The sequence below is a fragment of the Larkinella soli genome (assembly GCF_003703975.1).
GTDB lineage: Bacteria > Bacteroidota > Bacteroidia > Cytophagales > Spirosomataceae > Larkinella > Larkinella soli.
Genome location: NZ_QTJY01000020.1, coordinates 71,635 through 85,292, shown reverse-complemented (window position 1 = coordinate 85,292; position 13,658 = coordinate 71,635). Strand labels below are relative to the sequence as shown.

The following is a 13,658-nucleotide window of genomic DNA, read 5'->3' as shown; positions in this document are numbered from 1 at the left end:
CATGCCTGAAGCCTATATCATCGACGCCGTCCGCACCCCGATCGGAAGTTTCGGGGGAAGCCTGTCGCCCGTCCGGGCCGACGATCTGGCGGCCCTGCCCCTCCGGGAACTGCTCCTGCGCAATCCCGGTATTCCGCCGGAAGCCGTCGACGACGTCATTCTGGGCTGTCATAACCAGGCCGGGGAAGACAACCGCAACGTGGCCCGGATGGCGCTGCTGCTGGCCGGACTGCCCTATACCGTTCCCGGCGAAACCGTCAACCGGCTGTGCTCGTCGGGAATGTCGGCCGTCATCCACGCGACACGGGCGATCCGGGCCGGCGACGGCGATCTGTTCCTGGCCGGCGGGGTGGAGCACATGACGCGGGGGCCGTGGGTCATTTCCAAGACCTCGAAGCCGTTCGGGAATGACGCCCAGATGGTCGATTCAAGTTTCGGCTGGCGGTTCGTCAATCCCCGGATGCAGGAGTTGTACGGCACGGACGCCATGGGCCTGACGGCCGAAAACCTGGCCGACCAGTTCGGGATCAGCCGCGAGGATCAGGATGCGTTTGCCTGCCGTTCTCAGGAAAAAGCCGCTGCCGCCCAGGAGTCGGGACGGCTGGCCGAGGAAATCATGGGCGTGGATATTCCGGCCCGAAAAGGTCCGGCCGTGCGGTTCGAGACCGACGAATTTGTGAAGCCGCAGACCACCCGGGAGGTGCTGGCGAAGCTGAAGCCGGCGTTCCGGAAGGAGGGGGGAACGGTGACGGCCGGCAACTCGTCGGGCCTCAACGACGGGGCCGCGGCCCTGCTGATGGCCTCCGAAGAAGCCGTCCGACGGTTCGGCCTGAAGCCGAAAGCCCGGATCGTGGCCTCGGCCGTGGCCGGGGTCGAGCCGCGGGTGATGGGCATCGGGCCGGTCCCGGCGACGCAGAAAGCCCTGCAGAAGGCCGGTCTGCGGCTGGACGATCTGGACGTGATCGAACTGAATGAGGCTTTTGCGGCCCAGTCGCTGGCCTGTATCCGTCAGTTGGGTCTTGCCGACGACGATCCGCGCATTAACCCCAACGGCGGGGCGATTGCGCTGGGCCACCCGCTGGGCATGTCCGGGACGCGTATCGTGCAGACGGCCGCACTCGAACTGGAGAAGCGAAACCGGCGTTACGCCCTGGCGACGATGTGCGTCGGCGTCGGCATGGGCTACGCGGTGATCATCGAGCGGGTTTCCTGAATGGGATCGGAAATTATCGTTTCTGCGGACGTTCGGGGTCTTCGCCGGTTGAGTCTCTTTTTGGGACGGCCGTTGACGGCAGTGTGGGTAACGGGGTTATAGAATCGGGCGGTGGCAGGTTCAAAATCTCGACGGGAATATTTTCCTGCTCACTGGGAATTGACAGTGCAATCCAGTCGGCGACCATCAATCCGATAATGATCACGATGACCCAAAGCCACCAGCGTGTTTTCTTCTTCTCCTCCATGACATTAAGGTTTAGGTGGTTACGGCAGCAAACCGCGTTGGTAAGGTAGGAAAATTTTCGGAATGGGAGGGGGCTGGGGGGTGGTCCACCTGCTCGGAATAAGCAGAAACAATCAACACCGACCGGACAGCCCGGAGGGAAACTGGCCCAGGAAGTATGCTGAAGCAACTGGTTTAATTCAGGGAGTCGAACCGGAAATGGGACTTTCCGCTGCTGGCGGGATTGTGCGTCGGTATCCCCATTCTGGCAGGTTTCATCTCCATCCTGACGATCTTCCTGGCCGAGTCGGGGGCCTCGCTCACCACAAACCCGACGGAACTGATCACGGCCCGGCTGATGGCCATTGTTCTGGGCAGCGTCATAGGGGCGGTCGGCGGCCGGCTGCTCTACCACGAACGGCTTCAGCATCTGGCCATCCGACGATTGCGGCAAACCCGGATCGCTATGAAAAAGCGCCGGCTTTAAAGTATAGAGAGACCGCCCGCCGGACCGGAGTGAACCGACCGAAACCTAAATCGTATTAGAATAATCGAAGGCCCTTCGGTAGCTTGGGATCTTATTCCCATATAACTCCATACCATCATGAAAACGACCCTATTGATCTCACTGCTGGCGGCCGGCCTGGATCTGTGCACCAATCCATTTTCGGACCCGACTCCGGTTCGCGTGGCCTCCACTCCCTGCCAGATGCTCAACGGGCAGGATCGGCCGTATCCCTGTGAATTTACGATCGCCACGATTTACTTCATGGGCAAAAACAATGAAGTACTGGCGCAGAGCACCGCCAACGGGCAGGTGATCAAACTGCCGAAGAGCAAGGCTGTCAGCCAGACCGTTCTGGAACAGGGCGGCTCCCTGTTCTATAACGTGTCGGTGGATTTCCGCCGGATCAATAAGGCGTCGTTCGCCACACCGGCTTACCGACTGACCCGGTCCTCCATCACCGACCCGATTTCTCCCGGCGAAACGACGATCGTCAACAACGCCATTCAGGTCGGCCCGGAACTGCCGGACCCGAATGTCCGGCCCAACCGGGTGATGTTCAAGCTGCAGCTGAACTATGCGAACAGCCCGGGGTCATCGCCGACCCTGATCGCCCCCATTCAGTTGCTGATGCTCGAGAATCCGGTTACCTACGACAAAATGACCAAGCCCACCTATCATCATGACCGCGACCGGGCCGAAGCCTGGCGCACCTTCCAGATGTCGGTCAGCTTTACCCAATAATGCCCCCTTTGCCGGCCTGAAGCCCCGCCCGGGCTTTGATCCGGGCGGGGCGGTTTTTACCGGTACGAACGGGTGTCCGAACGAACACGGTTATTTATTTTTCCGTCATGTATACTTTCGATCTGATTCTGGACATTTCTCAGGTGGAACCTGAAGATATTTTTGGAGAATGTGAATACCTGATAAGTTATCTGAACGCCAATGGCCAGATCATCAGCGAGGATTATCAGCTGATCGCCCGGGAGAACGAACTTCGCATTCCGGTTACCTGCCCGGAGGAGAATTCGCTGAACCCGCGCTATTACCACAAGTTTATCCCCGGCTATTTCGACAAGCTGCACCGGATTACCGGAAAACCGGTCGAAATACGACCGACGGGGCGAGCGCTGGATTTTATTTACTATGAAGCGCCGGAGGAAGTGACTTCCTACATTCTTTACGGGGAATCCTGGACACCCATTCGATGCGGGGATTCGTGCGTGGCCGTTCCCCTTTATCGTTTGCCGTTCCTGGAGCCGGCATACAATTCGTACCAGCCGCTCAACAGCTGGCATTCGGCCTACCAGACCCTGCAATCTTTATGGACGGTTTATGATGCAGGGGAGGCATACGCTCTGGCACAGATGCAGGAGATCGATTCGCCCCTGACCCGGCAGGGTCTGGAACTCCGCCGACAAATAGAGGAACTGACAGGAATGCCGACCTATTACTTTCTGGAAAACCGCCGGGAATGGCACGAGAGCGAGGAGCCCGGCTGGAAATGCCCTCTGACGGGTAAGGACTGGTTCATCCCGGGTTCGACCTTCAACGACTTCATCGGCTTTCGGTCGGAGGAGGCCCGGCTGGTTTCCGGGCGCTCCAGTCTGGCCAAAAGGGACGGATGAGGAGGGACGAAAAAATAGAAATTATTGATTATTTTAAGCCTTTCCAATCCGAAACCCTGATTCCGATACCATGCAACGTCGCCGATTTCTCCAGCAATCCGCCGGTTCTGCGGTCCTTTCCCTCCTGGCCGGCCCTCAGTTATTCGCCCGGCAGGACACGCCCTATACCCTAAAAGAAGTCCGGCGCGGTGTCGGTATTTTCAGCGAAAAAGGCGGTACCATCGCCCACCTGGCCACCAAAGAGGGTATCGTCGTGGTCGATTCGCAGTTTCCGGAGCAGTCGCAGCACCTGATCGAACAGTTGAAGAAACAATCCGACCGGCCTTTCAAATACCTCATCAACACCCATCACCACGGCGACCATACCGGCGGCAATGTGGCTTACAAGGGGCTGGTCGAACACGTGGTAGCCCACCAGAACTCGCTGAAAAACCAGACCATCGTGGCCAAACGCAACCAGTCGGAAGAGAAGCAGCTCTACCCGGACACCACCTTTACCGACCGCTGGCAGGTAAAAGTCGGACCGGAACGCATCCGGGCCTATTACTTCGGCGAGGGGCACACCAACGGCGACAGCGTGATCCACTTCGAGAACGCCAACGTGGCCCACCTGGGCGACCTGCTCTTCAAGGGCCGTTATCCGGCCGTCGACCGCACCGCCGGAGCCAGCATCAAACACTGGGTCACGGTGCTGGATCAGGTGGAAAAGACGTTCGACAAGGATACCATCTTCATCTTCGGCCATGCGTTCGACCCGCAGGCCGTGACCGGCGACCGGAGCGAGATCGGCACCTTCCGGGGCTATCTGGAGAAGCTGCTGACGTTTGTCGGGAGCGAGATCAAAGCCGGAAAAAGCAAGGACGACGTGCTGAAGGCCACGGCCATTCCCGGCGTCACCGACGTGAAGGGCGACGGCCTTTCCCGCAACCTCCAAACCGCCTACGAGGAACTGACCGAAGCATAGTGGCAAACCTGTCGATCGATTTCCGGCCGGCCCGGCCCGAAGACGTCCGGGCGGCAGTCCCGCTGATCTATTCCTCCGGGCCGCATGAGTTCGATTACGTCTACCGGCTGAGGTCAAAACCGGCTCAGGATTACCTCCATTTTGCCTTCCCGACCGGAAAGGGCCTGTCCAGTTTTCACCTCTGCACGGTGGCCCTGGTCGACAACGAGGTGGCCGGCATCTGCGCCTTTCAGTCGGGCCGGGATAACCTGACCACCGACCTCGGGAATGCGGCCAACTTCTGGCGGTTTTTCGGCTGGCGGCACTTCGGGGGCGTGGTCCGGCGCGGCCTGCAGATGACCACGGTGCTGCCCCCGCCCGACAAAGACACCGCCTACCTCTCCCAGGTGGGCGTCCGGCCCGATCTCCGGGGGCGGGGCGTCGGCAGCGCCCTGCTGAAGAATCAGATGGCCCGGGCCCGGAGCGCGGGGTTTCGCCGATGTGCCCTGGATGTGGCCGCCACCAACCCCCGGGCCGAGGCCCTGTACGAGCGGCTGGGCTTCCGGTTTGTCCGGCAAAGAGACTGGAAGTACGGGGCCGCCCGGGGTCCGGTTCCCCACCAGCGCCGGATGGAAATCGTTTTTTGAGCTGAAAGCTGGATTCGTCACCAAACCTGTGCGTATCTTTGGCAGGCCGGTTTCCGCCCCCCGGGGGCGACCGCCGTTTTGCCGAAACGTCACCATCCTATCCTTCGTCCCGAAATTACCGTTCCCGGCTCCGTGTGCGCTTCCATATTCTATTTTTTATTTCATGAAGATCCTTTTAGTCGAAGACGAAGAGCGGCTGGCTTCTTTCATCCGGAAGGGAATTCTGGCGGAAGGCTACGAGATTCAGGTGGCCTACGACGGACGAACGGGCTTATCGCTGTTTCGCAAGGAGGAGTATGACCTGATCATCCTGGATATCAACCTGCCGCTGATGAACGGCTTTGAACTATGCCGCCTGATCCGGGCGGAGAACGAAACCGTACCCGTCCTGATGCTGACCGCCCTCGACAGCCTGGCCGACAAGTCGGACGGCTTCCATGCCGGGGCGGACGATTATCTGGCAAAACCGTTCGAGTTTCAGGAGCTGCTGCTGCGGCTTCGGGCCCTCACCCGGAGGAACGGGGCCCGGCCGAGGCAGGTGCTGCGGCTGGCCGACCTGGAGCTGAATCTGGACACCAAAACCGTGACCCGGGCGGGTAAACGCATCGACCTGACCACCCGGGAATATTCCCTGATGGAATACCTGATGCTCAACAAAGGCAAAATCATCTCCCGCGTGGACATCAGCGAGCGGGTCTGGAGCCTCAATTTCGACAATACGTCCAACATCATCGACGTCTACATCAGCTACCTCCGCAAAAAGATCGACAAGGGTTATTCTCCCAAGCTGCTGCATACCATCGTCGGGATGGGGTACGTCCTCCGGGAAGGTTAACAGTTTATCATCGGCCCCTTCATGCTTATCCGGAATCGCCTGACGCTTATTTTTACCCTCCTGGCCACCGCCATCCAGGTCACGCTGTCGCTGCTGGTCTGGTATTTCTACTCGCTTTACCGCCGGGAGGAGTTTTACAGCCGGCTGGAAAGCAAGGCGCACGTGGCCGGCCGGGTGCTGATTTCCCGGCGTCACCTCCACGACGACTTCTTCAAAAACATGGTCCGGACGGACCTGCTGACCATCGTGGAGGAGCAGATCAGCATCTTCGACAGCCGGCAGAATCTGGTCTTCACCAACCGGACCCTGAAGGAATCGGACTACTACAAGGAGAAAATACCGCTGGTGACCGACGAATCCCCGTTTGAATTCCGGAGCGGCCACCTGGAATCCATCCTGATGCCTTACCGCGACCGGGGGCAGTTGTTTTACATCTTTGCCTCCGGCTACGACCGCATCGGTTTTGCCAAACTCGGCACCCTCCAGCAGATTCTGCTGCTGGCGAACCTGCTGGGGTTTACGCTGATTGTGCTGGCGGGCTGGTATTTTTCGGGCCGGGTGCTGAAGCCCATCTCCCAGATCGTGGAGGAGGTGGAGCAGATCACGGCGAAGCAACTGCACAAGCGGGTACACGAAGGAAACCGCCGGGATGAAATCGCCCAGCTCGCCATGACCTTCAACCAGATGCTGTTCCGGCTGGAGGATGCGTTCGTCTCCCAGCGCAGCTTCGTCTCCCATGCCTCCCACGAACTCCGGACCCCGCTCACCAACATCCTGGGAACGCTGCAAACCTCCCTTCGGTACGATAAAAACCCCGCCGACTGGCGCGACAGCATGGAAGTGTCCGTGGAAGAACTGAAGAAGGTAATCGGCCTGACCAACAGCCTGCTGGGTCTGGCCAAGGTGACCGACGGAACCCTGGCGCTGGTGCCCGTTCAGGTGGACGACTGCCTCCTGACGGCCATCGGACAGGTGCAGACGCGGTATCCGGGCCGGAGCCTGCCGCTTCAGTTTTCGGCCGGAGAGGAGGATTCCTTCACCGTCAGGGGCAACGCGACCCTGCTGACGACGGCTTTTCTGAACGTGTTGGATAATGCCTGTAAATACTCCGACGAAGCCGTTTCCGTACAACTGCAATCCCGCGACGCTGAGATAACGGTAATCGTCACCGACCGGGGGCGGGGGGTCGAGGAGGCCGATGCGGCCCACATTCTCGATCCGCTGTACCGGGGGAAGAACGTGGACGGTGTGCCGGGCTTCGGCATCGGGCTGGCCGTCACGCAGAAAATCATCGAACTGCACCAGGGCACCACCCGGTTTACGTCCCGGGTGAATCAGGGAACGACCGTAATCATTCAGTTGCCGGGTGTTATGTTAATTGGATAATTTTGATAAATAGATTTCATTATTTAAGAATAGATGCCGGTCAATACCGGTTATAACGCCATACAGGCGCTAAAGTTATGCCCGAGGGGTGCGGAGAGGGTGGGTGCCGGCCGGAGTGGGTTTTAACTTTTCTAATATCTTCTAATTTCCTTCTCATACCGTTTTAATGTGGCGGGGCTTGCTTTGTGACTATCAACACAGGAACAGGCAATGCAGCGTCGGCATTTTCCCTCGGTTTTGCTCTACGGCTTTGGGCTGGCACTGGCACTTTCGCTGGTGTTCAACGGCTTTCTGCTGTACGAACGGAGCCGACGGCCGGGCTGGTACGACGACGAGTTCAGCCACGCAGCCGGTCCGGCGGAAACCGGCCTCTGGCAGCAGGAACTTACGGACTGCCGGCGGGCCAATCTGCAGAAAGACAGCCTGATCCGCCGGCTGGAGCAACTTCCCGACGCCCCGCCCGGCCAGGCGGCCGCTGTTCCTTCCCTTCCGAAATAAATAGCTATTTAAAACGAAGAACGTATGAAAAGGATCCTCATACTCATCTGCTTGTGCGCCCTGTTTTGGAATACGGGCTGCTCCCGCAAAGAAGAAAAGGAAGAAGAAACCGAGTTTCTGGTAACGAGCCCCCTGAAAAATGACACCACGGTCACGAACCAGTACGTGTGCCAGGTCCGTTCGATCCAGCATATCGAATTGAGGGCGCTGGAAAAAGGCTACCTGAAGAAGATTTATGTGGACGAAGGGCAGATGGTCCGGCAGGGACAGCTCATGTTCCAGATTCTGCCGATCCAGTACCAGGCCGAACTCCAGAAGGCGCAGGCCGAAGCCAATTTCGCGGAAGTCGAATACCGGAATACCAAATCCCTGGCCGACAGCAACATTGTCTCGAAAGCCGAACTGGCCCTGGCGAAAGCCAAGCTGGACAAGGCCAATGCGGAAGTGTCGGTTGCCAAAGTCCACCTCGGTTTTACGGAGATCCGGGCTCCGTTCACCGGCATCATGGACCATTTCTACGTCCGGGAAGGAAGTCTCCTGGACGAAGGCGAGTTGCTGACGACGCTGTCCGACAACAGCAAAATGTGGGTGTATTTCAACGTTCCGGAGGCCGAATACCTCAACTACAAAACCCACGCCCGGCAGGAAAACCTGAAGCATGTGAACCTGCTGATGGCCAACCAGCAGGTGTTTGATTACCCCGGCGTGGTGCAGACCATCGAAGCCGACTTCAACAATGAAACCGGCAACATCGCTTTCCGGGCCACATTCCCGAATCCGAAAGGGCTGCTCCGCCACGGCGAAACCGGGAATATCCAGATGACTTTACCGGTAAAAAATGCCCTGATCATCCCGCAGAAAGCCACCTTCGAGGTTCTCGAAAAGAAATACGTGTATGTGGTGGATAAGGAAGACAAGATTCGATCGAGGGAAATCACGATTGCCGCCGAACTGCCTCACATTTTCGTCGTGAAGGCGGGTCTGAATAAGGAGGACCGGATTCTGCTGGAAGGCCTGCGCCAGGTACGGGAGAACGAAAAAATACGCTGCAAGTTCGTAAAGCCTGATTCCGTCATGGCCCATTTAAGTCTCTATGCCGAATAACAAGGTATTCTAAACCGCAGACGACATGTTCAATAAATTCATCCGAAGACCCGTATTCGCTATCGTGATCTCGATCATGATCGTGTTTGTCGGTGTGCTGGCCATCAGACAGTTACCTATTTCTCAATTCCCGGACATTGCCCCGACCACTGTCAATATCTTCATTGCCTATCCCGGCTCCAGCGCGGATGTGCTGGTGAAATCGACCCTGATCACGCTTGAACAGGCGATCAACGGGGTGCAGGATATGCGGTATATCGCCACGGACGCCACCAGCGCGGGGGAGGCCACCCTCCGGATCATTTTCGAACCCGGCACGGACCCGAACGATGCCGTCATCCGGGTGAAGACCCGGGTGGACCAGGTCATGCCGCTCCTGCCCGAACTGGTGCAGCGGGAAGGGGTCATCATCACGCCGATCCAGCCCAGTATGCTGATGTACGTCAATCTCTATTCGAAAGAAAAGAGCATGGACGAAAAATTCCTGTTCAACTACGCCACGGTTAAAATGATCCCCGAGATCCAGCGGACGCGGGGGGTCGCCCGGGCGCAGATTCTGGGGAGCCGGCGGTATGCCATGCGCGTCTGGCTGAACCCCGACCGGATGCGGGCCTACAACATCTCCACCGAAGAGGTCATGAAGGCGCTGGGTGAGCAGAGCATCATCGGCCGGCCGGGCCGGATCGGACAGAGCTCCGGGATTGCCGCCCAGTCGCTGGAATACGTGCTGACCTACAAAGGGCGGTACAGCGAGCCGAAAGAGTACGAGGACATCATCGTCCGGGCCAATGCGCAGGGAGAAAGTATCCACCTGAAGGATATTGCCAAAGTGGAACTGGGCAGTGAATTCTTCGACATTTATTCCAACCTGGACGGCCGCCCCTCAGCCGCCATCGTGCTGCGGCAGAACTACGGCAGCAATGCCAGCGAGGTCATTGAAGATGTAAAAAAGAAGCTCGAAGTCATGCGGGAGTCCTTTCCTCCGGGCATGGATTATAAAATCAGTTATGACGTGTCCCAGTTTCTGGATGCATCGATCGAGCAGGTCATCGACACGCTGCGGGACGCCTTCATCCTGGTGGCGCTGGTGGTGTTCGTGTTCCTGGGCGACTGGCGGTCCACCCTGATTCCGATTCTGGCGGTGCCGGTATCGCTGGTCGGGGCATTTTTTGTGATTCAGGCGTTCGGGCTTTCCATCAACCTGATTACCCTCTTTGCCCTGGTTCTCGCCATCGGGATCGTGGTGGACGACGCCATCGTAGTGGTGGAGGCCGTGCATGCCAGGATGGAGGAGGAACCGGAACTGACGCCCTTCGGGGCGGTCAAAAAGGTGCTGGCGGAGATCAGCGGGGCCATCATCGCCATCACGGCCGTCATGGTTTCGGTCTTCCTGCCCATCTCCTTCATGTCGGGTCCGGTGGGGACGTTCTACCGGCAGTTCTCGATCACCATGGCCAGCTCCATCGTGATTTCAGCCCTGATCGCTCTGACGCTGACCCCGGTGCTGTGCGCCATGCTCCTGAAAAACCACCATGGACATACGCGGAAAAAGAACCTGCTGGCCCGCGGCATCGACCGCTTCAACCGGGGATTCGACCACATGACCGGGCGGTATGTCGGCCTGTTGAAACGGATCGTCAACCGGCGGGTCGTTACCTTCGTCGTCCTGGGAGCTTTCTGTCTGGGTATCGCCTACGAGAATCAGATTCTGCCGGCCGGCTTTATTCCGAACGAAGACCAGAGTACGATCTACGCCATCATCCAGACGCCCCCCGGCTCGACGCTGGAAAAGACCAACGAGGTGTCACGACGGCTTCAGAAAATCTGTGAGGAAGTGCCGGGCATCGAGTCGGTCTCTTCGCTGGCCGGTTACGAGATCATGACGGAGGGGCGGGGTTCCAACGCCGGGACCTGTCTGATCAACCTCAAACCCTGGTCGCAGCGGGACCAGAACGTGAAAGAGATCATGGAAGAACTGGAGGTGAAATCAAAGGGCCTCGGCGCGACGGTCGAATTCTTCGAACCGCCGGCCATCCCGGGTTTCGGTACGTCGGGCGGTTTCTCGATGCGCCTGCTGGATAAAACCACCGATACGGACTACCGGGAATTCGATAAGATCAATAAGGATTTCATGGACGCGCTGGGCAAGCGGAAAGAGCTGACCGGTCTGTTCACCTTCTTTGCCGCGAACTATCCGCAGTACGAACTGGAGATCGACAACAAGCTGGCGATGCAGAAAGGCGTGTCGATCGGCAAGGCGATGGATAACCTCAACATCATGATCGGCAGTACCTACGAACAGGGTTTCATCAAGTTCAACCAGTTTTTCAAGGTATACGTCCAGTCGGACCCCAGCTTCCGGCGGCTTCCGTCCGACCTGCTGAACCTTTTTGTCAAGAACGACGCGGGCGAAATGGTGCCGTACTCCTCCTTCATGACGCTCAGGAAAGGCCAGGGTCCCAACGAAATCACGCGTTTCAACCTGTACAATTCAGCCGCCATCCAGGGGCTGCCGGCGAAGGGCTTTACCACGGCGGAGGCCATCCAGGCCATCCGGGAGGTGGCCGCCAAAACGCTGCCGAAGGGCTACGACATCGCTTTCGAGGGCCTTTCCTACGACGAGTCGATCCGGGGCAACGAGTCGCTGTACGTGTTCCTGATCGTGGTGGCCTTCGTCTACCTCGTGCTGGCGGCTCAGTACGAAAGTTTCATCATTCCGCTGGCCGTGTTGTTCTCGCTGCCGGTGGGAATCTTCGGCTCGTTCCTGCTGCTGAAGCTCATGGGGCTGGAGAACAACATCTACGCTCAGATCGGCCTGATCATGCTGGTCGGCCTGCTGGGTAAGAACGCCGTGCTGATCGTCGAATTTGCGGTGCAGAAGCGCCAGCAGGGCGAAACGATTCTGAATGCGGCCATCGAGGGCGCCCGGGTCCGTTTCCGCCCGATTCTGATGACCTCCTTCGCCTTCGTGGCCGGTCTGATTCCGCTGATCCTGGCGAAAGGGGCCGGAGCCATCGGCAACCGGACGATCGGGGCCTCGGCCATGGGCGGTATGTTGTTCGGCACCATTTTCGGCGTCATCATCATCCCCGGCCTGTATTACATCTTCGGCCACCTGGCCGACGGCCGCAAGCTGATCAAAGGAGAAGAAGAAGATTCGCTGACCGACGAACTGGTCCATACCATAGACGCTTTTCCGCAACCTGAAGCAAGTGAAGTCAATGAGAAATAACCGAATTCCGAACGGGTTAGGGGTCGTGGTGGCCCTTACTCTGCTCAACGCGGCCTGCACGGTTCCCCGGATGGTTTCCAAAACGGAGAACCGATCCGTGCCGGCGAGCTACAACGGCTCGCCGGATTCCACCAACTCGGGAAAGATGCGATGGCAGGCGTTTTTTACGGACCCCAACCTAACCGCCCTGATCGACACCGCCCTGGCCAACAACCAGGAGCTGAACATGACGCTCCAGGAAATTCAGATTTCGAACAACGAAATTCTGGCCCGCAAAGGGGAGTATCTGCCTTTCGTCACGGTGGGCGGGGGTTCGGGCGTCGAAAAGGTATCCCGCTATACCAGCCAGGGAGCCGCCGACGCGGTAACGGATATCAAACCGGGAAAAGAAACCCCGGACGTATTACCGAATTCGTATATCGGCGCGTTTGCCAGCTGGGAAGTCGATATCTGGCATAAGCTGCGGAACGCCAGAAAATCGGCCGTCGCCAGTTATCTGGCTTCCATCGAAGGCCGGAATTTTCAGGTGACGAATCTGGTGGCCGAGGTGGCCAATTCGTATTATGAACTGCTGGCGCTGGACAATCAACTCGAAATCATCCAGCGAAACATCGAGATCCTGAACAATGCGCTTTCAATCATCAGGCAGGAAAAGGAAGCCGCGAAGGTGACCGAACTGGCCGTCCGCCGGTTTGAAGCGGAGGTGTACAAAACGCAGAACCTCCAGTATGACATTCAGCAGAGGATCGTGGAAACCGAAAACCGAATCAACTTTCTGGTCGGACGGTTTCCGCAGCACGTTCAGCGAAATTCGCGGATTTTCGGCGACCTGGCGCCCGCTAAAATCAGTGCGGGAACCCCGGCGCAGCTGCTGGAAAACCGCCCGGACATCCGCCGGGCCGAACGCCGGCTGGAAGCGGCCAAAATCGATGTCGGTGTGGCCCGGGCCAATTTCTACCCCTCCCTGCACCTTTCGGCTTCGCTGGGGGTCATGGCCTTCAATCCGATCTACCTCGTGAATACGCCCGCGTCGTTGATCGGGTCGCTGATCGGTGATCTGGTCGGCCCGGTCGTCAACAGGAATGCCATTACGGCGACGTACAAAAGTGCAAATGCCAGGCAGATTCAGGCCGTTTATGATTACGAGCGCACGGTGTTGAATGCCTATATCGAGGTGGTCAATCAGTGGTCCAGCATCAATAACCTGGAGAAAAGTTACAGCACGAAAAATAACCAGGTGCAGGCGCTGACGCAGTCGACCGGCATCTCCCTCCGGCTTTTCACCTCCGCCCGGGCCGACTACATGGAAGTGCTGCTGACCCAGCGGGATGTGCTCGAAGCCCGGATGGACCTGATCGAAACCCGGATGCGGCAAATGAACGCCATGGTCAATATCTACCGGGCGCTCGGGGGCGGCTGGAATCGGTAAAGGAAAACCGCTC

Annotated in this window: 13 protein-coding genes; 12 read left to right on the top strand and 1 reads right to left on the bottom strand. The window is 58.3% G+C overall.

From position 1 onward, the window contains the following. Window position 1 precedes the first annotated feature (1 nt). Entirely contained in the window at window positions 2–1,213 is a 1,212-nt protein-coding gene (gene pcaF, locus DX909_RS25775) for a 3-oxoadipyl-CoA thiolase (protein WP_128548129.1), read from the top strand. Between the two features lie 13 nt (window positions 1,214–1,226). Here the strand turns inward: pcaF and DX909_RS25770 are convergent, their stop codons facing one another. Further along, window positions 1,227–1,460, bottom strand: a complete 234-nt coding sequence (locus DX909_RS25770; protein WP_128548128.1) for a hypothetical protein — start codon at window positions 1,458–1,460, stop codon at window positions 1,227–1,229. A gap of 222 nt (window positions 1,461–1,682) precedes the next feature. Between DX909_RS25770 and DX909_RS25765 the strand changes: the two genes are divergently transcribed. The 11 genes from DX909_RS25765 to DX909_RS25715 all read left to right on the top strand — a co-directional run bounded on the left by DX909_RS25765 (window position 1,683) and on the right by DX909_RS25715 (window position 13,645). Then, window positions 1,683–1,925 (top strand): hypothetical protein, encoded by a 243-nt coding sequence (locus DX909_RS25765; RefSeq protein WP_128548127.1) that lies wholly within the window; start codon window positions 1,683–1,685, stop codon window positions 1,923–1,925. A 117-nt stretch (window positions 1,926–2,042) separates the two neighbouring features. Further along, window positions 2,043–2,687: a hypothetical protein gene (locus DX909_RS25760; RefSeq protein ID WP_128548126.1), complete on the top strand. Its 645-nt coding sequence runs from the start codon at window positions 2,043–2,045 to the stop codon at window positions 2,685–2,687. Between the two features lie 107 nt (window positions 2,688–2,794). Further along, window positions 2,795–3,571 (top strand): DUF2310 family Zn-ribbon-containing protein, encoded by a 777-nt coding sequence (locus tag DX909_RS25755; RefSeq protein ID WP_128548125.1) that lies wholly within the window; start codon window positions 2,795–2,797, stop codon window positions 3,569–3,571. Between the two features lie 70 nt (window positions 3,572–3,641). Beyond that, the gene (locus DX909_RS25750; RefSeq protein WP_128548124.1) at window positions 3,642–4,535 is read left to right on the top strand and encodes an MBL fold metallo-hydrolase; all 894 of its coding nucleotides are present in this window, start codon (window positions 3,642–3,644) and stop codon (window positions 4,533–4,535) included. Further along, on the top strand, window positions 4,535–5,161 hold the full coding sequence (locus DX909_RS25745; RefSeq protein WP_164851409.1) for a GNAT family N-acetyltransferase: 627 nt from the start codon (window positions 4,535–4,537) through the stop codon (window positions 5,159–5,161). Before DX909_RS25750 ends, DX909_RS25745 begins: the two co-directional genes overlap by 1 nt. A gap of 163 nt (window positions 5,162–5,324) precedes the next feature. Beyond that, entirely contained in the window at window positions 5,325–5,996 is a 672-nt protein-coding gene (locus tag DX909_RS25740) for a response regulator (RefSeq protein WP_128548122.1), read from the top strand. Between the two features lie 21 nt (window positions 5,997–6,017). After that, the gene (locus tag DX909_RS25735) at window positions 6,018–7,382 is read left to right on the top strand and encodes an ATP-binding protein (protein ID WP_128548121.1); all 1,365 of its coding nucleotides are present in this window, start codon (window positions 6,018–6,020) and stop codon (window positions 7,380–7,382) included. Between the two features lie 210 nt (window positions 7,383–7,592). Next, window positions 7,593–7,880, top strand: a complete 288-nt coding sequence (locus DX909_RS25730) for a hypothetical protein (protein WP_128548120.1) — start codon at window positions 7,593–7,595, stop codon at window positions 7,878–7,880. A gap of 24 nt (window positions 7,881–7,904) precedes the next feature. Continuing rightward, window positions 7,905–8,984, top strand: coding sequence for an efflux RND transporter periplasmic adaptor subunit (locus DX909_RS25725; protein WP_128548119.1), 1,080 nt, complete (start codon window positions 7,905–7,907; stop codon window positions 8,982–8,984). Window positions 8,985–9,009: 25 nt separating this feature from the next. Continuing rightward, window positions 9,010–12,216, top strand: coding sequence for an efflux RND transporter permease subunit (locus DX909_RS25720; protein WP_128548118.1), 3,207 nt, complete (start codon window positions 9,010–9,012; stop codon window positions 12,214–12,216). Then, entirely contained in the window at window positions 12,206–13,645 is a 1,440-nt protein-coding gene (locus DX909_RS25715) for a TolC family protein (RefSeq protein WP_128548117.1), read from the top strand. The genes DX909_RS25720 and DX909_RS25715 overlap by 11 nt, the downstream gene beginning before the upstream one ends. The last annotated feature ends 13 nt before the right edge of the window (window positions 13,646–13,658 follow it).

Excerpts from the sequence above, each read along its gene's own strand:
- DX909_RS25720 (WP_128548118.1), top strand. The coding sequence starts at position 9,010 with ATGTTCAATAAATTCATCCGAAGACCCGTATTCGCTATCGTGATCTCG.
- DX909_RS25750 (WP_128548124.1), top strand. The coding sequence starts at position 3,642 with ATGCAACGTCGCCGATTTCTCCAGCAATCCGCCGGTTCTGCGGTCCTT.
- pcaF (WP_128548129.1), top strand. The coding sequence starts at position 2 with ATGCCTGAAGCCTATATCATCGACGCCGTCCGCACCCCGATCGGAAGT.
- DX909_RS25735 (WP_128548121.1), top strand. The coding sequence starts at position 6,018 with ATGCTTATCCGGAATCGCCTGACGCTTATTTTTACCCTCCTGGCCACC.
- DX909_RS25725 (WP_128548119.1), top strand. The coding sequence starts at position 7,905 with ATGAAAAGGATCCTCATACTCATCTGCTTGTGCGCCCTGTTTTGGAAT.
- DX909_RS25730 (WP_128548120.1), top strand. The coding sequence starts at position 7,593 with ATGCAGCGTCGGCATTTTCCCTCGGTTTTGCTCTACGGCTTTGGGCTG.
- DX909_RS25760 (WP_128548126.1), top strand. The coding sequence starts at position 2,043 with ATGAAAACGACCCTATTGATCTCACTGCTGGCGGCCGGCCTGGATCTG.
- DX909_RS25770 (WP_128548128.1), bottom strand. The coding sequence starts at position 1,460 with ATGGAGGAGAAGAAGAAAACACGCTGGTGGCTTTGGGTCATCGTGATC.
- DX909_RS25715 (WP_128548117.1), top strand. The coding sequence starts at position 12,206 with ATGAGAAATAACCGAATTCCGAACGGGTTAGGGGTCGTGGTGGCCCTT.
- DX909_RS25740 (WP_128548122.1), top strand. The coding sequence starts at position 5,325 with ATGAAGATCCTTTTAGTCGAAGACGAAGAGCGGCTGGCTTCTTTCATC.
- DX909_RS25755 (WP_128548125.1), top strand. The coding sequence starts at position 2,795 with ATGTATACTTTCGATCTGATTCTGGACATTTCTCAGGTGGAACCTGAA.